A 20,835-nucleotide genomic window follows, 5' to 3' on the forward strand; every position below is an offset into this window, starting at 1 on the left:
TGTCGCGTTCGGGTCTACGGCGGTCGTCTCCGCCGGATGTGGGATACATCTGCGACCCCGGACGCTGCGTCTTCGCCTTCCGCCACCTCCCCACCCTCGTTCGAGGCGATGCCATTCCGGCGTCGCCTTTTTTCATGCCTGGAGCCTGAAATGACCAAGCGCGCGGCCCTCAAGCGTCAAGCTCGTGAAGCGGGGGCCTTCGACGGCCCCGACTATGGCGCCCACGACGCCAAGGTCCGGCGGTTGCCGGTCTCGCAAGGCCGCGGGTGGTCGCCCCATCCCTCCAACGACGACCGCGACCAGGCCTACCTCAAGACGCTGAAGCCCAAATCCGAGGGCCAGGCCGAACTTCTGAACGCCGTCGACACCCACAACCTGACGCTCGCTCTCGGGCCCGCAGGCACCGGCAAGACCTATCTCGCCGTCGCCAAGGCGGTAGAGGCGCTGGAGGCCGGCAAGGTCGGCCGCATCGTGCTCTCCCGCCCCGCGGTGGAGGCGGGCGAATCCATCGGCTTCCTGCCCGGTGCCATGGAGGACAAGCTCGCCCCATACTTGCGCCCCCTCTACGACGCCCTGTCGGACCGGCTGTCGATGAAGCGGGTCGGCGCCCTGATGGCCGAGGGCCTGATCGAGATCGCCCCCATCGGCTATATGCGCGGCCGCACCCTGAACAACGCCTTCGTGGTGGTCGACGAGGCGCAGAACTGCACCTACACCCAGCTGAAGATGCTGCTGACGCGGCTGGGGTGGCACTCGACGATGGTCGTCACCGGCGACCCCCATCAGTCGGACTTGCTGCCGGGCGTCTCGGGCCTGGCCGACATCGCGTCCAAGCTGGAGGCGGTGCCGGAGATCGCCGTGGTGCGCCTGGCCGAGCAGGACATCGTGCGCCACCCGCTGGTGGCGAGCATGATCGGGGTGCTTTGATCCGGACGGTCAGAACGGGCCGAACCCAGACGCCCCGGAGCAGCATCGAGTTCGAACGCGACGTCCCAGGCTGACGCGAACCTTTCTCGTCGCTGACCTGTTCGATCCGGCCAGTGAACGCCGAGCTATCCGATTTTGCAATGACAGAGCGCTTTGACTTTCAAAGTTCTTCGTGTACTTCATTGCCAGCTGGTCGCTATCGGCGAGACCCGGCCGGGGGCCGGTGACCGGAGGATTCACGATGACCGATTATTTAGCCATGTCGCTCGCCGACGCCCGGCGGGAGTACCTGGCGACAACCACTACAGCCATGCCGATCGGAGGCTTCATCGCCTGGAGCGCGCTCACGGCGGCCGCCTACTATCTGGGAGAGGCGCTCCCGAGCTTCGCCCCGTTCATTGCGGCGGCGGTGCCGTTCCCTCTCGCTCTCCTGATCGACAAGCTCAGGGGCAGGCCTGGCATACGACCTGAGAGCCGGCGCAACCCCATCACGCAGTTGTTCATGCGGTTCATCACCGTGGTCGCCCTTCTCATACCGTTCGTCGTGATCGCCGCCCAAGAGGCCGTCAACATGGACCTGCTCATCCTCGGCCTGGCCATTCTCGCGGGGCTTGTTTGGGTGCCGCACGGTTGGGGAGCGAACGATCCTGCCGGCTTCGTCCACTTCGTGATGAGGGCCGCACTTTGCTATTCCGCCTATCTGTTCGCACCCGAGCCGGTGCGCGGTGCGGCCATAGCCGGTGCGGCGGCCCTGACCTACGTCTACGCCATCGTCGCGATGAAGAGGCCTCGGCGCGCTTGACCCGTGAACCGCAGTCCGCGCCTTGAGCCCAGCATCGACCTCAATGCTGATAGTCAGCGCCTGAACCGGATATCCGCAGGAAGGCCAATCTCTGGCCCCGCAGAGATCCCGAAAGATTGGCGACCCCGGCAGAGCAGCACTTTATTGGCCAAGTCAATGGGTTGGCGGTGTCTAACCCTGCGGGATTTAGTCCCGCAGGGGCTGGCGAGCATGGCCAGTGTCTAACCGGCTTCTCTCCCGAGAGCGGACACTGCGAGTGACCGGTCGCGACCCGTTGCGAACATAAACGGACATAGAGACACCTCCCTCAGCGAGAAGTTGGGAAGTGTAGATCAATGAACGCGTCTATCTCGGGTTGCCGGACGGAAACCGGGATTTCATGACCGTAATCCTCATAAATCACAGCCTTCGCCGCCACGCCGTGAGCATTAAGCGTGTAAGCAAGACGGCGAGCTTGGTTGGGGTCGGTGCGGTCGTCTTTAGCCCCGTTCAAGATCAAAGCAGCGGCTTTCACTCTCGACGCCTGCGGAAGCAGAGATCGGGACCGCAGCGCATCAGAATCGCCGCCCGTCTGCCGCATGGCCGCTGCCCGAACCGCTGAAGCGCCGGCAGTCGCCGGACGGTTCAGGAACGCGGGCAAGTCGAACAGACCCGAGATAAGCACAACGCCATCGATCCCAGGATCATCAGCGGCCATCAGGCCGGCTGTGACAGCACCAAGGCTCACGCCCTGGAGCAGCACGCGATCAGGCTCGGCCAAGCCGTCTGCTTCGAGCTTTATGAGAACAGCGGTGACGGCTTGTTGTGTATACGGCCCGGCGAAATCCCTTGGCCCGTCCGAACCGCCGTAACCTGGTAAGGAGACCGCTACGGACAAATAGCCTTGGCTTGCGTATCGGTCGAGAACGCCCCAGTCGGCGAATGCCTGTCCCCCAAGTGTGGAAACGCCGTTCTGGTGACCATGCAGAAAAACTATCGTTGGCCAAGGGCCCGAACCAGCAGGTTGCCTGCTGAAATATTCCACACTCGCTGAAAGCTTCGCAGGGTGCGGGATGAGATGGCTATTGGCGCGCGATGGCCCGCTGCATGCTGTCAGAAATAACACGACCGCAATGAAGAAGTGAGGGGACACAGCAGCCTCCGTCGAGCGATGAAGCAGTTGATCACCGGACTGCATTCGCAACAAGGCGCGAATGCGGGACGATGTCATCGGGGCAACCCGTCCCAACCCTAGGTCCGCCAACCACCCAACTCGGACGTTTGCTGGCAGACCAATTCTGGACGTCGAGGAACATTGGCGAACCTCGGTTAGACAGCCGAACCATAAGCCTTTGTTTTAAAAGATTTATGTTGGAACACTGGCGACCCCGGCAGGACTCCAACCTGCGACCTCGGCTTTAGGAAAGCCTTGCTCTATGCAGCTGAGCTACGGGGCCGTCGGGGCTCCCCTAGCCGGTCGCGCGTGCGCCGAAAAGCCGTCCGGCGAAATCGCCGCCCAGGCCGCCTTCGCCGTTGTGGTTAATCCCGCTTAAGATACAATATCTTGGGGTGAACAGATCACGAATCGGGCCGTGTCGGTGATTCGGTCCTGATTCGTTTCGCCCCTGTTCCGCAGGTCCGCCCGCTCGCGTTAAGCCTCGTCGTCAGGAGCCGCGTCATGAGCCCCCAGACCCTGTTCAGCGTCGCTAACGCCGTCGCCCTGGTCGGCTGGATCATCCTGGCGCTGGCCCCGATCCGCCGCCCGCTCGCCCTCGCGGCGGCGCGGTTCATCGGCGTGGCGCTTGCCGTGACCTACACGGTGCTGCTGGGCGGGGTGATCCTGACCCTGGGCGAGGCGGGGCGAGAGTTGGACTTCTCCTCGCTGGAGGGCGTCACCCGCGCCTTCGCACAGCCCGAGGGCGTTCTGGTCGGCTGGGTTCACTACCTGGCCTTCGACCTGTGGGTCGGGGCCTGGGCGACCGAGGACGCGGGCAAGCGCGGCCTGCCCCACTGGGCGCTGCTGCCCTGTCTGTTCTTCATCCTGATGGCCGGGCCGTTCGGCCTGCTGCTGTATCTGGCGGCCCGGACCGCGTTGACCCGCCGCATCGCCGACTGATCCGCCACGCTTGCCGACCCTCCGGCGAGACGCCACCTTGGCCTCATCATGAGCGACCGCCCGACCGGCCAGGCTCCCTCGCGCGTCGTCGCGGTGCTGGGGCCGACCAACACCGGCAAGACCCATCTGGCGGTCGAGCGGATGCTGGGCCACGCCTCCGGCATGATCGGCCTGCCGCTGCGGCTGCTGGCCCGCGAGGTCTATGAGCGCATCGTCCGCGCGCGGGGCCAGAACTCGGTCGCCCTGATCACGGGCGAGGAAAAGATCATCCCGCCCCGGCCCGTCTATTTCGTCTGCACGGTCGAGGCCATGCCGATGGAACGGGACGTCGAGTTCCTGGCCGTCGACGAGATCCAGCTGGCCGCCGACCCCGAGCGCGGCCATGTCTTCACCAGCCGCCTGCTGCACGCCCGCGGTCGGTTCGAGACCATGTTCCTGGGCGCGGGCACCATGGCCCCGCTGATCCGCCGCCTGATCCCGGACGTCGAGATCGTCAGCCGCGAACGCCTGTCCAGCCTGACCTACGCGGGCTCCAAGAAACTGACCCGCCTGCCCCGCCGCTCGGCCATCGTCGCCTTCTCGACGGAACAGGTCTACGCCATCGCCGAGCTGATCCGCCGCCAGAGGGGCGGCGCCGCCGTCGTCATGGGCAGCCTGTCGCCCCGCACCCGCAACGCCCAGGTCGCCCTGTTCCAGTCCGGCGAGGTCGACTTCCTGGTCGCCACCGACGCCATAGGCATGGGCCTGAACATGGACGTCGACCATGTCGCCTTCGCGGGCCTGAGGAAGTTCGACGGCCGCCGCACCCGCTGGCTCCACGCCCACGAGATCGCCCAGATCGCGGGGCGCGCCGGCCGCCACATCCGCGACGGCACCTTCGGCGTCACGGGCGAGGCCGAGGAGCTGGACGAGGACCTGGTCGGCCAGGTCGTCGACCACCGCTTCGACCCGGTCCAGGCCATCGAGTGGCGCAACGCCCGCCTCGACTTCGACACCCTGCCCGACCTGCTCCGCTCCCTGACCCAGACGCCGGGCGTCAACGGCCTGAAGCTGACGGGCCAGGCGCTCGACGAGACCCTGCTGCGCCGCGCCCTGCTGGACGACGACATCAAGCGCATCGGCCGCTCGCGCGGGACGATCATGCGGCTGTGGGAGGCGTGCCAGCTTCCCGACTTTCAGAAGACGACGCTGGACGAGCACGCCCGCTTGTCGCGCGACGTCTTCCGCGCCCTGACCAGCTCACGCGGCCGTCTGACCGACGACTGGTTCGCCCCCCGCTTCGCCGAGGTCGACCGCGACGACGGCCAGATCGACCAGCTCTCGGCCCGGCTCGCGGGCGTGCGCACCTTGTCCTACATCGCCAACCGGCCCGACTGGGTCGCCGACGCCAAGGCCTGGCGCGAGCGGACCCGGGCGCTTGAGGACCGCCTGTCCGACGTGCTGCACGAGCGCCTGACCGCCCGCTTCGTCGACCGCAAGACCACCGCCCTGATGCGCTCGCTGCATGACCGCGAGGCGACGCTCGCCGAGGTCGCAGGCGACGGCGTCGTCAGCGTCGACGGCGAGGCCGTCGGCCATCTCGAGGGCGTCCGCTTCGCCCCGTCGGCCGGAGGCTCGGCCCTGGCCGACCGCACACTGAAAGCCGCCGCCCTGCGCGCCGTCGGCCCCGAGATCGCGCGCCGCCTGGGCCGCCTCGCCGCCGACGCCGACGCGGCCTTCGCCGTCACGCCTGAGGGCGACGTCCTGTGGCAGGGGGCGCTCGCGGCCCGCATTACCGGCGGCGATCCTTTCACCCCGCGCGTCCGCCTGATCGGGGACCTTGGCCCCCAGGCCGCCCGCGACCGCGCCCAGCGCCGCATCGAGGCCTTCCTGTCGTCGGAGGCCGGGCGGGCGCTCCGCGACCTCCGCCGCCTCCGGACAGCCATCGAGAACGGAACCCTGACCGGCCTGCCGCGCGGCCTCGCCTTCCGCCTGATCGAGGCCGGGGGCGTGCTCGACCGCCGCGATGTCGAGCGCGATCTCGCCGCCATCAGCCAGTCCGAGCGCCGTACGCTCAAGACCTTCGCCGTCCGCGTCGGCAATCACTCCGTCTGGCTGCCCGGCGCGCTCAAGCCCCGTGCCCGCGCCTTGGCCCAGGCCTTCGCCGGCCCGCCCCTCGCGCTGCGCGAGACCGGCCTCAGCCTCCTTCCCGAGCCGCCCCCCGGCCCGCGCGCCCTGTCCGCCCAGGGCCTTCGCGCCGTCGGCCGCTTCGCCATTCCCGTCGAGACCCTGGAACGCCTCGCAGAGTTCAAGCGCGAGGCCGCAAAGGCCGACCTGTCCGACGCGGCGCTGGCCGAGCTCGGCTGGTCCGCCGCCGAGCTCAAGACTGTGCTCGCCGCGCTCCGCACCCCCCGCGCCCAGCAGCCCGACCGCCCCGACAAGCCTGCCCGCCCAGTCAAGGACTCACCCTTCGCTGCGCTGGCCGCCTTGACCGCCCCGCCCACGCCGGTCAGGCGAAAGCGCCCGCGCCGCAAAGCCACGAAGTGACTTTTCTTTTCCGCTCATCCCCGCGAAAGCGGGGACCTAGTGCTTGAGTGAGGCAGGGGCGTATGGGATCGCCGGCGAGGACAGCGGATTGGCGCCGGTCACCCAAAGCACTGGGTCCCCGCTTTCGCGGGGATGAGCGGAGATGAGTGAGCCGGGGGCAAGCCCCATGCGGGCCTTCTACAATCTGCTGGCCAACAACGCCGTCGCGGGCGTGGTCAACTTCACGGTCTGGTTCGCCATCACCTTCTGGGTGTTCCTGGAGACCCGCTCGGTTTTCGCCACCGGCATGATCGCGGGGGTCTTCCTTGTCCTGACGGCGGGCTTCGCCGTCTGGTTCGGCAGCCTGGTCGATCACTATCCCAAGACCCGCGTCATGCTGGGCTCGAGCCTGGCGTCGCTCGCGCTCTACGCCGCCTCGTTCGCCCTGCTCCTCGTCACGCCCGAGACCGCCTTCCGCGACGTGGCCCGGCCGCAACTGTGGATCCTGATCGGCCTGGTCATGCTCGGCGTCATCGCCGGCAACGTCCGCAACATCGCCCTGCCCACGCTCGTCACCCTGCTGGTCCCAGAAGACCGCCGCGACAAGGCCAACGGCCTGGTCGGCATGGCCACCGGCATCGGCTTTCTGACCACCTCGGTCATCTCCGGCCTGCTGGTCGCCTGGGCCGGCATGATCGGAGCGCTCGGCGTCGCCCTCGGTCTGACGGTGCTGGTCATCCTGCATCTGCTGACCGTCCGCGTGCCCGCCCACGCCCAGACCGCGGCTTCGAGCGGCGACGGCGCAGCGGACCCCGACGCCAAACCCGACCGCCGCGTCGACCTGAAGGGCACGCTCAAGGTCGTCTTCGCCGTGCCGGGCCTGTTCGCCCTGATCCTGTTCGCCGCCTTCAACAACTTCCTGGGCGGCGTCTTCATGGCCCTGATGGACGCCTATGGCCTGTCGCTGATGCCGGTCCAGGCCTGGGGCTTCCTGTGGGCGGCGATTTCTGTGTCCTTCATCGTTTCCGGTATTGTCATTGCAAAGGTCGGGCTCGGCCCAAAGCCCCTGCGCACCCTCCTGATCGTCAACCTGATCATGTGGAGCGTGGCCAGCGTCTTCACGCTCCAGACCTCCATCCCGCTGCTGGCGGTCGGCTGCGCCATCTGGATGTTCCTGGGCCCCTGGGCCGAGGCCGCCGAACAGACCACGCTCCAGAAGGTCGTCCCCCATGAGCGCCAGGGCCGCGTCTTCGGCTTCGCCCAGTCGGTGGAGCAGTCGGCCTCGCCGCTGACCGCCTTCCTCATCGGTCCCCTGACCCAGTTCATCGTCATCCCCTTCATGACCGACGGCGCTGGCGCGCGGACGATAGGAACATGGTTCGGCACGGGCGCGGACCGAGGCATGGCGCTGGTCTTCACCGTCGCTGGTCTTTGCGGCGTGGTCCTGACGATCTTGGCCTTCAACTCGCGCGCCTACCGCCGTCTGTCAGCCGCCTACGCGGACAGCCCGGCGCCGGATACGACCCCGGCATGACCACAGAGGCCTGCCGCATCGACGTCTGGCTGTGGCGCGCGAGATTCGCCAAGACCCGCTCGCTGGCCGCCGCCTTCATCGAGACCGGAGCCGTCCGCCTGACCCACAACGGCCTGCAGACCCGCCTCGACAAGGCCAGCCGATCCGTCCATGTCGGCGACGACGTGGTGTTCGTCCGCGACGGTCGGCTGGTAGCGGTTCGGGTGCTTCAGGTAGGCGAGAGACGCGGGCCTCCGGCCGAGGCCCGCGCCCTTTATGCCATGCTCGGAAACGACGGCTCCGAGATCGCGCAGGATCAGTCCTCGTCGTCGTCCGACGCCGCCGGGACCGCGCGATCCTCGGGATAGGTCGGCGAGTTCCGCTCCAGCCACTCGATGAAGGCGTTGAAGCTGGGTTCGAACAGCACGCCGTCCAGGCCGGCCCAGTTCGTCACCCCGTGATCGATCTTGTAGAGCTCCCGCGCGGTCGACGGATCATAGACCGTCATGACCATGTCGACCTGATAGCCGGCGCCGGCTGTCAGGTTGAAGTCGGCCACGAGGAACGGCCCCCAGGCGCGCGAGGCCTGGGCCAGACCCGCGAAGCCGGTCGTGCCGCTGACCCCGTCGGCCTTGCCCGCCTGGACCAGCATGCGTTCGAACTCGTCGGGCCGCACGACCTGCTGGAAGAAGCCGATGTTCTCCATCGACTCCTCGAAATACTCTTCATACTGCGTCAGGGTGCCGAGGTTGGTCCGCACCAGCAGCAGCCGCCGGTTGTCGTTGACCGGGAAGGCCTCGTCGACCTTGATCGCCTCGGGCGGAAGAACTTGGCTGATCGGAAAGCGACCCGTGGTCGCATCGAGCGTCGTGGCCTCGAAGGTCGAGGAACAGCCGGCGGCCCCCAGAGTGGCGACGGCAAGCGCGAGCGCCGCGGCGCCCGAACGAAAACGATACATGAACAGAACTCCCCCGCGACTCGCCTCCCGGTCGCGCGCGATCCCTACCAACGCGGGAAACTGCGGTAAAGCCGGGCGAGGCGCGTCCCCAACGACGTTGACAGGTTCCGCCGCCCCCGCCATGTCGGCGCGTCGCCCGCCGTCATCCAAGGCCGCCTTTTCTGCAATGACCTATATCGTCACCGACGCCTGCGTACGCTGCAAGTTCATGGACTGCGTCGAGGTCTGCCCCGTCGACTGCTTCTACGAGGGCGAGAACTTCCTGGTCATCGCGCCCGACGAATGCATCGACTGCGGCGTCTGCGAGCCGGAATGCCCCGTCGACGCCATCAAGCCCGACACCGAGGACGAGCCCGACGGCAAGTGGCTCCAGGTCAACGCCCAGTACGCCCGCGTCTGGCCCAACATCACCGTCAAGGGCACGCCGCCCGCCGACCGCGAGCAGTACGAGCGCGAGACCGGCAAGTTCGAAAAATACTTCTCCGAGAAGCCCGGCAAGGGCTCCTGATCCGGCCGCCTCGGCCCGGGGTCGGAATTTCGGCCCGAGTCACCGCTCGCGCGCTGACGTTTTGAAATTCCGCATTTTTGTGATATGTTCCTCACATTGGGTCGGGCGGTCTGCGTTTTCTACGCGCCGCCCGCGTTTGCGACAGAACCCTGTCCATGAAGACGGGGTCGGCCAGAGGTTGGGTGATCCGTTTCCGCGTTTGACTGATTGATCTTGGGCATCGGCGATCCATCGTCGCCGGGCTCCGAGCGCAATTGTCGTCGCGCCTTCGCCTCACCCTTTCCCTGAGTCCGGGAAAGGAATGACATGACGAACAAGACCGGTCTGGAATTCAAGGTTGGCGACGCCGTCGTCTATCCGGCGCACGGCGTCGGCAAGGTCGCGGCCATCGAGACCCAGGAAGTCGCGGGCATGTCGCTGGAGGTCTACGTCGTGACCTTCGACCACGAGAAGATGACCCTGCGCGTCCCGACCAAGAAGGCCAAGACCGCCGGCCTGCGCACCCTGGCCGCCGAGGACACCGTGTCCAAGGCCCTGACGGTGCTCAAGGGCCGCGCCCGCATCAAGCGCACCATGTGGTCGCGTCGCGCCCAGGAATACGAAGCCAAGATCAACTCCGGCGACCTGATCTCGATCGCCGAGGTCGTCCGCGACCTGCACCGCGCCGAAACCCAGCCGGAACAGTCCTATTCGGAGCGCCAGCTCTATGAATCGGCGCTGGACCGCATGGCCCGCGAGGTGGCCGCTGCCAACCGCATCGACAAGGACGCCGCCGTCGCCCTGCTCGGCAAGTCCCTCAGCGCCAAGAAGGCCAACCAGCCGGTGGCCGAAGAGGCCGAGGAAGCCGAAGCGGCCTGATCGGGTCGGCGATACTGAAATGACGAAGGCCCTGGAGCAATCCGGGGCCTTTTTCTTTCTTTCGTCATTCCGGGCGGAGGCGCGCTTGCGCCGCAGACCCGGAACAAGGTGGCGCCGGAGCGAAGCGCAGGCGAAGTGCGTCAGCCCACTCGTGTGTGACAGCTTCGCGCTATCGCGCGCCGCCTTGTTCCGGGTCTTCGCTGCGCTTCGCCCGGAATGACGAAAGTCAGAAATACTCCGCGTTCGCCGGGCACTGGGCCGAGATCCGCCGCGCGGTGATGCTCGCCGGCAGATACGGCGTGCCGCGCGCCAGCTGCGCCCCGCCGCTGAACCGGAACGACTCGGAATCATATGTCCCACGCAGCCGCACGTTCACCCGCCGGCCGCGCCGGTCGGTGCAGGTGCCTTCGAACCGCGTGCGGCCATTGCCGACCTCGCGCACCGGATAGGTGCACTGCCAGCGCCGCGTCGACAGGCCGCCGAAGAAGCGATTGATCTCGCTGGGCCGCACGCACTTCTGCTCGGTGTCACGGATGCCCACCGCGCTCGTGGTGTATTCCCAGTAGCCCGGCAGCACCTCGGTCGCCGAAGCCTGGGCCTGGGGCGAGGACGCCGGCGCGGCCAGCAAGGCCGCGCCCGCGATCGCCGGGGCAGCGACGGCGAGGGTGCGGATCAGAAGGTTCGGCATGGTCATGGTGGTCTCATTTCCCCGGAACATCCGGTCAGTCTAGGCAATGAAACACGGCGATTGAACGACGCATGAACCGGATCGCGCGCGAGGCGACGAAGCCTTGACGGCGGCGAGCCCGTTGCCCTATACGGCCCCCTCTCGCGCGGAGGGCGTCCTTCCGCGCGCTTTCGTTTCTTGCGCCCCGGTTCGGCGGCGCCTGCCTCTAAGGATCTGACGATGTCTCGTCGTTGCGAACTCACCGGCGTCGGCCCGATGGTCGGCCACTCGGTCAGCCACTCGAACATCAAGACCAAGCGCCGCTTCCTGCCGTCGCTGAAGAAGGTCAAGGTGACGTCCGAGGCTCTGGGCCAGACCTTCTCCCTGCGGATCTCGAACGCTGCGCTGCGCACGCTCGACTTCAAGGGCGGGCTGGATCCCTTCATCGTCAAGGCTAATGACGAGCAGCTGTCCCTGACCGCCCAGCGCATCAAGCGCCAGGTCAAGGCCAAGCTGGCCGAACAGGCCGCCTGAGCCTTCGGCGACAACCCGATTTGCGAAAAGGCCGGTGGAAACGCCGGCCTTTTTCCTTGGGCGATCGGCCTCGTCCGGTCTTGACCGCAGCGACTGGCCGTCGTCGTCTCACGCCATGTCGATCCTCGCTGCCGCCTTCGCCGCCCTGCTCGTCGCCACGCCCGTCGCGGCCCAGGACGCGGCCCGTGATTCCGCCGTCGCCACGCTCCAGAGCGGGCGGCCCCTGGCGCCCGAACAGGCGGCCGTGACGCTCGATATCGCCGACCTCGCCATCAAGGTCCTGCCCGAGACCCGGTCCATAGATGCTGTCGCGACCCTCAACTTCACCGCCAACGGCCCTGTCGAGCGGCTGATCGTGGATCTGGACGAGCGCTTCACCATCACCGAGGTCGCCGTCGACGGCGTCACCCTGTCGGCCGATGACGGCTGGGGTCAGTCTGACGGTCGGCTTTGGGCTCGACTCCCGGCGACCTTGGCTGTCGGCGGCTCCGCCACCCTGCGTGTCGCCTATTCCGGTCGGCCGAGGGTGGCCCCCAACCCACCGTGGGACGGTGGCTTCGTCTGGGCAACCGCGCCGACGGGCGAACCCTGGATCGCCACCGCCGTTCAGGGCGAGGGCTGCGACCTGTTCTGGCCGTGCATCGATTCCAGCCTGTCAGAGCCCGGCCGCGTCGATCTGCACATCACCGTTCCGTCCAACCTGTCCGCGCCGTCGAATGGCCGCTTTCTGGGCACGGTCGATCATGGTGACGGCTGGACCACCTGGAACTGGTCGGCGCGCGACATCAATCCCTATGCCGTGGCGCTGAACATCGGTCCCTATGAGAAGGTCGAGGCGACCTATCAGAGCCGGTTCGGCAACAGCTTCCCGATGGAATACTGGCACCTGAGGTCCGACGACCCGGCCAAGGTCGCGGGCCTGTTCGCCCAGTTCCGGCCGATGATGGACTTCTTCGAGGCGACCATCGGCCCCTATCCGTTCGCCGACGAGAAGATGGGCGTGGTCGAGACCCCGCACCTGGGCATGGAACACCAGACCATCAACGCCTACGGCAACGGCTACCGGATCGACCTGCGCGGCTACGACTGGTTGCTCCAGCACGAGCTGGCCCACGAGTGGTTCGGCAACCAGATGACCCATGCCAACATCGACGACTTCTGGCTGCACGAGGGCCTGGGCACCTATATGCAGCCGCTGTATGCGCGCTGGCTGCACGGCGACCGCTACATGCAGATCGAGCTGGGCGAGCTGCACGCCAGTCTGGCCAACATCTTCCCGATCGTGCGGGACGAGGAGCTCGTGGGGAGCGCTTATCTCAGCGGCCAGGGTGCCGGCAACGACATCTATTTCAAGGGCGCGCTCGTCGCCCACACCCTGCGAATGCTGATCGGCGACGAGGCGTTCTTCCGCTCGCTGAGGGTCCTGATCTATGGCCACCCGGACCCGCAACCCGGCAGCTTCACCACCATGCGCCGCTCGACGCGCGACTTCGTCCGAATCGTCGAGGCCGAGACAGGCCAGGAGCTGAGCTGGTTCTTCGAGGCCTATCTGCTCAACGGCGATCTGCCGGTTCTGAACCAGAGCCGCGAGGGCGACCGGTTGACCCTGTCATGGCAAGTCTCCGGCTACAGCGCCGGCGTGCCCTTCCGCATGCCGGTCGAGGTCGAGATCGACGGCGTCGTGACGACCGTCCCGATGACCGACGGCCGGGGCGAGATCAGCGTCCCCGCAAACGCCTCCGTCCTGATCGATCCGGAGAACAAGGTGCTCAGGCGGCTAGATCTGATCGAGACCTACAGGGCCTCACGCACCCGCCCGAACTGAGCGATCAGGCCGCCCGCGCCGTCTCGTCCTCGGCCACGGCCGTGATCGACTGACGCACCCACTCGCAGGTCCCCTGCGTCGACAGGAAGGCGATGTCGGCCGCATCCCGCCCGCAGGCGATCCGCACCAGCCCCTCGATCGGCGCCAGCCGCGTCGGATCGACCAGCCACCATCCGTTCGACAGCCACACCTCGAAGATGGCGTGGAAATCCGGCGGGTTCAGCTGATCGGCATAGGCGCTGACCGCTCGCGCCGGAATGCCCGACGCCCGGCAGAGCGTGATCCCCAGATGGGTGAAGTCCCGGCACACGCCCGCCCGGTCGATGAAGGTGCGCGCCGCCGTCGTCTCGCTGTCGGACACGCCGCGCTCATAGTCGATGTTCTCGGCAATCCAGTCCAGGATGGCCAGCACCCGCTCCCCGCCCTCGGTCCCGCCGAACTGGCGCTCGACGAACCGCCCGAACTGGTCAGATGGGCAATAGCGGCTGGGCCATAGATAGGTCAGGACGTCGGCCGGCAGATCGTTCCAGTCCTGCTGCGTCGCGCCCGGCGGCAGGCCCATCAGGCGGCCGTTGTCGACCAGGGCCTCGTAGTGGACCGCCACCTCGCCAGACAGTCGCGCCCTGAGCGTCCGTGCGCCAAAGTCCGCGTCGACGTCTTCGTGAAAGCTCCGCTCGGGCGTCACCGTCAGCTGCTCGTGCAGGATTTCCTGCCCCGGCCAGCGCGCCGCATGGATCTTGTAGATCGCATCCGTCGGCGGATCGAAGCGATAGACCAGCTCGGCGCGAACGCGGATCTTCATGGATGGCCTTAGGATGGAGGGCTCCACGGCAACGCCGCCGCTTGGGCCGTCGTTCCGGAGGCGGTCGTCTAGCAGTTTTCACGGTCGTTGAAAGAGCGTTGGGTGCCGCGGCCCGCGGGTCCCTGTCTCACCGCCACAGCCACTGGGCGGCGGCCGTGTAAAGGGCGATCCCGGCCAGCAGGTTGAAGGGAAAGGTGATGGCCAGCGACGCCGTCACGAAGACGCCGGGATCGGCCTTGGGGGCCGCCACCCGCATGGCGGCGGGCACGGCGATGTAGGAGGCCGATCCCGCCAGCACCGCCAGCAGGGCCGCATCGCCGACGCCCAGCCCGGCCGCCTTCGCCAGGCCCAGGGCGATCGCGGCCGATACGACCGGAAACAGCAGGGCGAAGACGACGATCCGCGCGCTCAACTTCTTCGCGCCGTTCATGAGACCGCGCGCCGCGATCAGGCCGAGGTCGAGCAGGAAGAAGCACAGGGCACCCTGGAACAGAGGCCCGACGAACAGCTCGAGCCGCTCGTACCCCGCCTGACCCGAGATCGCCCCCACCGCGAACCCGCCCAGCAGCATCATGGAGGCCGCGCCGACCAGCACCTCACGCAGCACCACGCCCCGGTCGACAGGCTTGTCGGCCCCCGCCCCGCCCATCAGGATCAGGGCGGTCAGGATCGCCGGCGTCTCCATCAGCGCCAGCACGGCGGCCATGTAGCCCCCGGCGTCCAGCCCGATCGTCGCCAGATGCTGTTGTCCCGCCGCGAACGTCACCACCGACACCGACCCATAGGCGCCGGCGACGGCGCAGATCGTGGCCTTGTCCAGCTTCTTCGAGCCCCTGAGCCACAGCCAGACCAGCAGCGGCATGAGCGCGCTCATGGCCACGCCGATGGCCCCGGCCGTCAGGAAGTCGCCGTTGAGCCCGGCCGCGCGGGCCTCGACCCCGCCTTTGAAGCCGATCGCCATCATCAGATAGAGCGACAGCGCCTTGGTCACGGGCTCCGGGATCGCCAGGTCCGAGCGCAAGAAGGCGGCCAGAGCCCCGACGAAGAAGAACAGGATGGCGGGCGAGGTGAGCAGCGCCAGGCTGGCGGAAAGATCGGGCATAGGCAGGGTTCCGGCGAGAGGCGGCGCCGTGTGCCCGCCCGAGCTTGACCATTCCAGTTTATTGACCTGATACACGTCATAACGGATGCTCATGACATGAGCAGCCGTCCTCTCGACCTCGATATCGACCTCCTGCGCACCTTCGTGACGGTGGTGGAGACGCGCAGCTTCACCCGCGCGGCCGCCCTGCTGAACCGGACCCAGCCCGCCATCAGCCTGCAGATCCGACGGCTGGAGACCCAGCTCGGCTCGCCCCTGATCGACCGAACAGGCCGCTCCGTGGCCTTGACGACCGAAGGCGCGGCCCTCCTGCCCCAGGCCCGCCGCCTGCTGCGTCTGAACGATGAGATTGTGGCGACGCTGGGCGAAGGCGATCTGGAGGGCGAGGTCCGCTTCGGCGCGCCCGAGGACATCGCCACGCTTCACCTGCCCGGCATCCTGGGGGCCTTCGCGCGCAGTCATCCGAGGATCCGCCTGTCGGTGACGTGCGACTTCACCGCCAACCTGCTGGATCAGATGTCGCGAGGGATGCTGGACCTGGCCCTCATCAAGCGCGAACCTGTGGGGCCCGAACTGGGGGCGAGCGTCTGGAAAGAGCCGCTGGTCTGGGTGGCGCAGGACCTGGCGCTGGCCGCAGAGACGCCCCTGCCCCTGATCGTCGCGCCCGCGCCCGACATCTATCGCAAGCGGGCGCTGGCCGCGCTTCAGTCTGCGGGCATCGCGTTTCGCCCCGCGTTCACCTCACCCAGCCTCGCCGGCCAGATGGCGGCGCTCAGGGCCGGACTGGGGGTCAGCGTCCTGCCCGCCGCCATGATCCCCCGCGATCTGGTGGTCATCGCCGACCCCCTGCCGCCCCTGCCCGACAGCGAGATCGCCCTGGTCAGCGCGAGTGGCACGGGCGGCCCGGCGGGGCTACTGGCGCAGGAAGTGCTGAGAGCGCTGGAGCGGGGGCCTCGAAACGTCGAAAGGCCCGCCGGTTTCCCGACGGGCCTTTGAAGCTTCAGCGATCAACTGCCTGTCAGGCGGCCGCGCTCTGCGAACCCTCCGACGGATCGCGGAGCACATAGCCCCGGCCCCAGACGGTCTCGATGTAGTGCTTGCCGCCGGCCGCCGTGGCCAGCTTCTTGCGCAGCTTGCAGATGAAGACGTCGATGATTTTCAGCTCGGGCTCGTCCATGCCGCCGTACAGGTGGTTCAGGAACATTTCCTTGGTCAGCGTCGTGCCTTTGCGGAGCGAGAGCAGCTCCAGCATCTGGTATTCCTTGCCCGTCAGATGCACGCGGTGACCGTTCACCTCGACCGTCTTGCCGTCCAGATTCACCGCGATCTCGCCGGTGTGGATGATGGCCTGGGCGTGACCCTTGGAGCGACGGACCACGGCGTGGGTGCGCGCGATCAGCTCGTCCTTGTGGAAGGGCTTGGTCATGTAGTCGTCGGCGCCGCCACCGAAGGTCTTGACCTTGGTCTCGATCTCGGTCGAACCCGACAGGATCATCACCGGAGTGTTGACCTTGCCCACGCGCAGCTGGCGCAGGACCTCGAGGCCGCTCATGTCGGGCAGGTTCAGGTCCAGAAGGATCAGATCGTAGTCATAGATCTTGCCGAGATCGATGCCCTCTTCACCGAGGTCCGTCGTGTAGACGTTGAAACCCTCGGACTTCAGCATCAGCTCGATGCTTTGCGCCGTGGCGTGATCGTCTTCAATCAGCAGAACACGCATTCATGCCCCTCCAGGCAAAGCTTGACCGTATGAACCCGGGCACACGCACGGGTAACCTTGTTCGCGAGTTAACCGGCGAAAACCTTAAGAACGGTTAATGGCCTCCCCGTGACCGATTCGTAGGCTGATTTGCGAATCGGCGTCGAGAGTCCGCGAGTCAAGGAGTCGAAATTTTCTCGCGCCGTTCACGGCTACGTCCGCTTCTGACGCACGTCAGGATTATCTTCCTATCGCGAGTTCAGCCAGGGAGGCGCGCGTGAGGGAGCCCTACAGGGTGGCGGTCAATGAGCGGGACAGGCTGCACGCCGACCTGGTGATGCAGCTGGTGGCCGTGCGGCTGGGGGTGCCGACCGAGACGATCCGCCGGACCAGCCGCCTGCCCGTCCCGGCGCTTCGGGCCAGGCGGGTGGCGATGTATCTGGCCCACGTCGCCCTGGGCTGGCAGCTGGAACGGGTCGGCCATGCCTTCGGCGTCAATCGCCAGACGGCGTCCAACGCCGCGACCCGCATCGAGGATGCCCGCGAGCACGAGGCCCTGAACCAGCTGCTGGAGGAACTGGAGGACGCCATTCACGCCGTCGTCGACGCCCCGCCGCCGGACCTGTCGGGGCTGGGAGAAGTGGCATGAGCGCCTCGGTCGAGCGCGCGCGCCGCATGCTGTCCCGCCCCGGCGCCTGGATCGACACGGTCGTTCCGGACCGAACCTACGCCCTGCGACTGGGCCCGACCCGGAACCACCGCGCCATCACGACCCTCGACGAGACCGTATTCCGCGCCCTGATCGAGACCCCCGGACTGCGCCGGCGCGCGAAAGGCGGCTGGGAGGCCCGCGACGCCCCTCGGCCGGAGCGTCCGGCGCCCGTCGGAGCCCCGGGCCGAATCGAGGGCGAACGCATCCTGATGGAGGCCGACGGCCGCCCCCGCCGTGTCCGCGCTAACCTGGGCCAGAGCCCGCTGCAGCGGCTGGCCCTCCGCTGCGACGCAGACGGTCGCCCCTTTCTGACGCCGGCCGAGGTCGCGGCCGGCCTGCGGCTGGGCCTGGACGCGGAGAAGGCGCTATCCGGCCCCTCGCTGACCATGCGCTGGGACGCCCTGCCGCGTTCCGGCGGAGGCTCCGCCGCCCGTGTCGAACCCGGCGACCGCGCCCTCAACGCCGCCGACCGCGTCAGACGCGCGCTGGCCGCCTGCCCGGCCGACACCCGCGCGATGCTGGATCACATCTGCATCCGGGGCGCGACGCTTGGGCTGGCCGAGGAGACGCTGTCTCTGCGGCGGAGAGCGGGGCGGGACATGCTGAAGCGCGGGCTGGCGGCGCTGGCTCGCTACTATGGCGTGGGCTGAGCGGGCCGAAGAGCGGACGTCGAGGACTTCGGCTATGGGTAGGAAGCGGACCTTCCGATCAGTTGCGGAGAAGGTCGATTGAGGAAATGCTTGCCGGATGGAACATGAACTTTCTGGCGTCCAAATCGAGGCGGCGGCCCGGCAACTCTATCGGATAGGCCGCCACCACCACTGGTTCAGCGGCCCGCCGGATTATCGCGAAATGGACGCTATCGCGGTCAGTGAGTTCGAGGGTTTGGTGGAGGAAATTCTTCGGGCGGCGGGAAACGCACGGCCTGCCTAAGGTTCGCAACGGGTCGAAAACCGAACTCGACCTACGCCGCCGCCATCGCCTCGGCGCGAATCCGCCCCACCATGGCGTTCAGCCCGTTGGCCCGCTGCCGCGTCAACGCCTGGGGCAGCCCCAGCCGGTCCAGCGCCGCCCTGGCGTCGAAGGAGAGGATGTCGCCGGGTGCCTGCCCGGAGTACAACTTCAACAGTAGGGCCACATTCCCCTTGGAGATGGCGCTGTCGCTGTCGGCACGGAACGTCAGCCGGTCGCCGTCCCGTCCGGTGGCCAGCCAGACCTGGGCCGCGCATCCGGGCACCTTGTTGGCCTCGATCCGGTCCGCATCCGGCAGCGGCGCCAGCCCCTTGCCCAGGTCGATGACGTAGGCGATGCGCTGTTCCCAGTCCTCCAGGACCTCGAAGTCCTCGATCAGTTCGGCGAGGGTGTCCTCGATGGGATTGGCGGCGGCGGTCATGCCCGCGACATAGGCCCCGTGCCGATCAGGGACAACCGCGACATCGTTCCACGACCCGGACCCCGTCGCCCCCCGAAATCGAGTCGCCCTGCGCGGGAGCGGGCTTTAGGCGACTCGTGCGCACGGCTACCCTGCAACGTTGGGCGAAAACCTCCTTCCCTTGCGGCCGTCGCCCCGGCCGTCCGGACCTCGCGTGACGCCAGCCCCCGCCCATACGCCAGAGGACGCGGCCGAACCCGGTCGACGGCTCTTCGAGGGCCGCAGCGCCGTCGTGGCCTGGCACGGCGGCTGGGCCGCCGCCGTGGTGGTGACGACCGTCGCCGCGATCTGGCTGGACCGTCTGACCGGGTCGGCGGCCTTCGGGGCGATGGCGATGATCGCTCCGGGGCTCGGCGGCCTGATGTTGCTGAGAAAGGACGGGCCGGGCGAGCGGTCCTTGGTGCTGGTCGGCTGGACGCTGGCGGCGGTGGCCACCCAGGTTCTGTCCGGCGGCCTGTCCGGACCGCTGGTCGGGTTCGCCATCATGCCCTTCGTCGCCGGCCTGGCGCTGGGCGGGCCTCGGCACGGCGTGCGGCTGGCTCAGGCTGGAGCCGCGGGGTCGGCCATTGCGGCGATCGGAGGCCAGCTTTCGGCCTGGTGGATCGGTCCGCCTGAGCCGCGCTATCTCGCGGCGGGTCTGTTCGCCCTGATTTCGGCCGGAGCGGCGGTTCTGGCCGTGCGGCTGTCGTGGCGGGTGCGCGAGCGTGTCCTGCTCGGCGCCGAAGACGATGCGCGGCGGGTCCGCGCCTTCCTCGACGCCCTGCCCGGCCTGACGCTGGTGATCGAGCCCGGCGGACGGCTCGTCGCCGACTATGGCGCGCCGCCGCCTGCGCTCGACCTCGCCGCCCTGCGCACTGACGGTCTGATGGCCTCCATCCATGCCCCGGACCGGGCCGCCGTGCTGTCGGCGATCGACGCGGCCCTGGCGGGCGAACGGTCCGAGTTTCGCTTCGCGCCGCGCCAGGCGCTGGACCGCCGCATCAACCTGGCGCTCCGGCGGATCGGCGAACCCGGTGGCGCGCCCCTGGTGGTCGCCCAGGTGCTGGACGCCACCCGGCAGTTCGCCGTGGAGGTCGGGCTGGAAGCCGCCCGCGCCGAAGCCGAGGCCCGAGATGCCGGCAAGACCCGCTTCCTGGCCAATATGTCCCACGAACTGAGGACGCCGCTGAACGCCGTCATCGGCTTCTCCGACGCCATGCGCCAGCGCCTGTTCGGCCCCCTGCCCGTCCGCTACGCCGACTATGCCGACAGCATCCACGAGGCGGGCGGCCACCTTCTGGAACTGATCGGCGACGTGCTGGACGTCGCCAAGATCGAGGCGGAACGTTACGAGCTGTCGCGCGAGGTGTTCGACGCCCGCGACGCCGTCTCGGCCGCCGTGGCGCTTGTGCGGGTCACCGCCGCCGACAAGGGCGTGTCGCTGACCAGCCTGCTGCCAGACGACGCGGTCACCGTCGACGCCGACCGTCGCGCGCTCAAGCAGATCACGCTGAACCTCTTGTCCAACGCCATCAAGTTCACCCCGTCGGGCGGCTCGGTGACTCTGACGCTCGAGACCATAGGACCCTATCTGGAGCTCGTCGTCGCCGACACCGGCGTCGGCATCGCCAGGAAGGATCTGAAGCGGCTTGGCCGCCCCTTCGAACAGGCCGGCGGATCGGATCAGAAGGCGCAAGGCACGGGCCTGGGCCTGTCGCTGGTCCGCTCGCTGACCGAGCTTCACGGCGGACGCATGAGCCTGGACTCGACGCTCGGCGAAGGCACCGCCGTCACCGTCCGCATGCCGGTCGCCCGCACCGAACGTCCCCCGCCGCCGGCGAACGGGGCCGAGATCGTTCCCCTGAACGCGCACTGAGACGATGCCTTCGCCAAGGTTCCGCCTCACGAAGCGACGCA

Annotated in this window: 21 protein-coding genes and 1 tRNA gene; 14 read left to right on the forward strand and 8 right to left on the reverse strand. The window is 67.9% G+C overall.

Features of this window, described 5'->3' with window-relative positions; genetic code table 11:
• The first annotated feature begins 138 nt into the window (after window positions 1-138).
• Together IP78_RS06695 and IP78_RS06700 are read left to right on the forward strand one after the other, a co-directional pair.
• On the forward strand, window positions 139-927 hold the full coding sequence (locus tag IP78_RS06695; RefSeq protein WP_156320317.1) for a PhoH family protein: 789 nt from the start codon (window positions 139-141) through the stop codon (window positions 925-927).
• A 241-nt stretch (window positions 928-1,168) separates the two neighbouring features.
• Complete coding sequence (locus tag IP78_RS06700) at window positions 1,169-1,729, forward strand: hypothetical protein (RefSeq protein WP_054110928.1); 561 nt, start codon at window positions 1,169-1,171, stop codon at window positions 1,727-1,729.
• 307 nt (window positions 1,730-2,036) lie between these two features.
• Here the strand turns inward: IP78_RS06700 and IP78_RS15005 are convergent, their stop codons facing one another.
• Window positions 2,037-2,861, reverse strand: coding sequence for a S9 family peptidase (locus IP78_RS15005; protein WP_197272398.1), 825 nt, complete (start codon window positions 2,859-2,861; stop codon window positions 2,037-2,039).
• 227 nt (window positions 2,862-3,088) lie between these two features.
• Window positions 3,089-3,165: transfer RNA gene (locus IP78_RS06710), tRNA-Arg, on the reverse strand.
• A gap of 221 nt (window positions 3,166-3,386) precedes the next feature.
• Between IP78_RS06710 and IP78_RS06715 the strand changes: the two genes are divergently transcribed.
• From IP78_RS06715 to IP78_RS06730, 4 genes are all read left to right on the forward strand, one after another.
• Window positions 3,387-3,824, forward strand: coding sequence for an ABA4-like family protein (locus IP78_RS06715; protein WP_054110930.1), 438 nt, complete (start codon window positions 3,387-3,389; stop codon window positions 3,822-3,824).
• A gap of 48 nt (window positions 3,825-3,872) precedes the next feature.
• Entirely contained in the window at window positions 3,873-6,350 is a 2,478-nt protein-coding gene (locus tag IP78_RS06720; protein ID WP_054110931.1) for a helicase-related protein, read from the forward strand.
• A gap of 142 nt (window positions 6,351-6,492) precedes the next feature.
• Window positions 6,493-7,863 carry an MFS transporter gene (locus tag IP78_RS06725; protein WP_054110932.1) on the forward strand — a complete coding sequence of 457 codons (1,371 nt, stop codon included), beginning with the start codon at window positions 6,493-6,495 and terminating at the stop codon, window positions 7,861-7,863.
• The gene (locus tag IP78_RS06730) at window positions 7,860-8,210 is read left to right on the forward strand and encodes an RNA-binding S4 domain-containing protein (protein ID WP_082384891.1); all 351 of its coding nucleotides are present in this window, start codon (window positions 7,860-7,862) and stop codon (window positions 8,208-8,210) included. The genes IP78_RS06725 and IP78_RS06730 overlap by 4 nt, the downstream gene beginning before the upstream one ends.
• On the opposite strand, the gene IP78_RS06735 is transcribed toward IP78_RS06730, so the two are convergent.
• Window positions 8,159-8,800 carry a hypothetical protein gene (locus IP78_RS06735; protein WP_054110933.1) on the reverse strand — a complete coding sequence of 214 codons (642 nt, stop codon included), beginning with the start codon at window positions 8,798-8,800 and terminating at the stop codon, window positions 8,159-8,161. The two genes, IP78_RS06730 and IP78_RS06735, sit on opposite strands and share 52 nt — an antisense overlap.
• A 166-nt stretch (window positions 8,801-8,966) precedes the next feature.
• Here IP78_RS06735 and fdxA point away from each other — a divergent pair, with 166 nt between their 5' ends.
• The gene (gene fdxA / locus IP78_RS06740; protein ID WP_054110934.1) at window positions 8,967-9,308 is read left to right on the forward strand and encodes a ferredoxin FdxA; all 342 of its coding nucleotides are present in this window, start codon (window positions 8,967-8,969) and stop codon (window positions 9,306-9,308) included.
• Between the two features lie 306 nt (window positions 9,309-9,614).
• On the forward strand, window positions 9,615-10,166 hold the full coding sequence (locus IP78_RS06745; RefSeq protein WP_029415735.1) for a CarD family transcriptional regulator: 552 nt from the start codon (window positions 9,615-9,617) through the stop codon (window positions 10,164-10,166).
• A gap of 226 nt (window positions 10,167-10,392) precedes the next feature.
• On the opposite strand, the gene IP78_RS06750 is transcribed toward IP78_RS06745, so the two are convergent.
• Entirely contained in the window at window positions 10,393-10,860 is a 468-nt protein-coding gene (locus tag IP78_RS06750) for a DUF3617 family protein (RefSeq protein WP_082384894.1), read from the reverse strand.
• 213 nt (window positions 10,861-11,073) lie between these two features.
• Here IP78_RS06750 and rpmB point away from each other — a divergent pair, with 213 nt between their 5' ends.
• Together rpmB and IP78_RS06760 are read left to right on the forward strand one after the other, a co-directional pair.
• Window positions 11,074-11,367: a 50S ribosomal protein L28 gene (gene rpmB / locus IP78_RS06755; RefSeq protein WP_054110936.1), complete on the forward strand. Its 294-nt coding sequence runs from the start codon at window positions 11,074-11,076 to the stop codon at window positions 11,365-11,367.
• A gap of 115 nt (window positions 11,368-11,482) precedes the next feature.
• Window positions 11,483-13,192 carry a M1 family metallopeptidase gene (locus IP78_RS06760; RefSeq protein WP_054110952.1) on the forward strand — a complete coding sequence of 570 codons (1,710 nt, stop codon included), beginning with the start codon at window positions 11,483-11,485 and terminating at the stop codon, window positions 13,190-13,192.
• Window positions 13,193-13,196: 4 nt separating this feature from the next.
• On the opposite strand, the gene IP78_RS06765 is transcribed toward IP78_RS06760, so the two are convergent.
• Entirely contained in the window at window positions 13,197-13,994 is a 798-nt protein-coding gene (locus tag IP78_RS06765) for a transglutaminase family protein (RefSeq protein WP_054110937.1), read from the reverse strand.
• Between the two features lie 127 nt (window positions 13,995-14,121).
• Window positions 14,122-15,189 (reverse strand): sodium-dependent bicarbonate transport family permease, encoded by a 1,068-nt coding sequence (locus tag IP78_RS06770; RefSeq protein ID WP_231680945.1) that lies wholly within the window; start codon window positions 15,187-15,189, stop codon window positions 14,122-14,124.
• A gap of 3 nt (window positions 15,190-15,192) precedes the next feature.
• Here IP78_RS06770 and IP78_RS06775 point away from each other — a divergent pair, with 3 nt between their 5' ends.
• Window positions 15,193-16,092, forward strand: a complete 900-nt coding sequence (locus tag IP78_RS06775) for a LysR substrate-binding domain-containing protein (protein ID WP_054110939.1) — start codon at window positions 15,193-15,195, stop codon at window positions 16,090-16,092.
• A 22-nt stretch (window positions 16,093-16,114) separates the two neighbouring features.
• Here the strand turns inward: IP78_RS06775 and ctrA are convergent, their stop codons facing one another.
• The gene (ctrA, locus tag IP78_RS06780) at window positions 16,115-16,816 is read right to left on the reverse strand and encodes a response regulator transcription factor CtrA (protein WP_029416825.1); all 702 of its coding nucleotides are present in this window, start codon (window positions 16,814-16,816) and stop codon (window positions 16,115-16,117) included.
• A gap of 256 nt (window positions 16,817-17,072) precedes the next feature.
• Between ctrA and IP78_RS06785 the strand changes: the two genes are divergently transcribed.
• Window positions 17,073-17,444, forward strand: a complete 372-nt coding sequence (locus IP78_RS06785; RefSeq protein WP_156320315.1) for a helix-turn-helix domain-containing protein — start codon at window positions 17,073-17,075, stop codon at window positions 17,442-17,444.
• On the forward strand, window positions 17,441-18,157 hold the full coding sequence (locus IP78_RS06790; RefSeq protein ID WP_054110941.1) for a DUF6456 domain-containing protein: 717 nt from the start codon (window positions 17,441-17,443) through the stop codon (window positions 18,155-18,157). Before IP78_RS06785 ends, IP78_RS06790 begins: the two co-directional genes overlap by 4 nt.
• Before the next feature lie 314 nt (window positions 18,158-18,471).
• Here IP78_RS06790 and IP78_RS06800 read toward each other — a convergent pair whose 3' ends face one another.
• Complete coding sequence (locus tag IP78_RS06800) at window positions 18,472-18,900, reverse strand: SufE family protein (protein WP_054110943.1); 429 nt, start codon at window positions 18,898-18,900, stop codon at window positions 18,472-18,474.
• 193 nt (window positions 18,901-19,093) lie between these two features.
• Between IP78_RS06800 and IP78_RS06805 the strand changes: the two genes are divergently transcribed.
• Entirely contained in the window at window positions 19,094-20,794 is a 1,701-nt protein-coding gene (locus IP78_RS06805; protein ID WP_054110944.1) for a HAMP domain-containing sensor histidine kinase, read from the forward strand.
• Window positions 20,795-20,835 lie beyond the last annotated feature (41 nt).

This window comes from Brevundimonas sp. AAP58 (genome assembly GCF_001295975.1).
In the GTDB taxonomy this organism is placed as follows: Bacteria; Pseudomonadota; Alphaproteobacteria; order Caulobacterales; family Caulobacteraceae; genus Brevundimonas.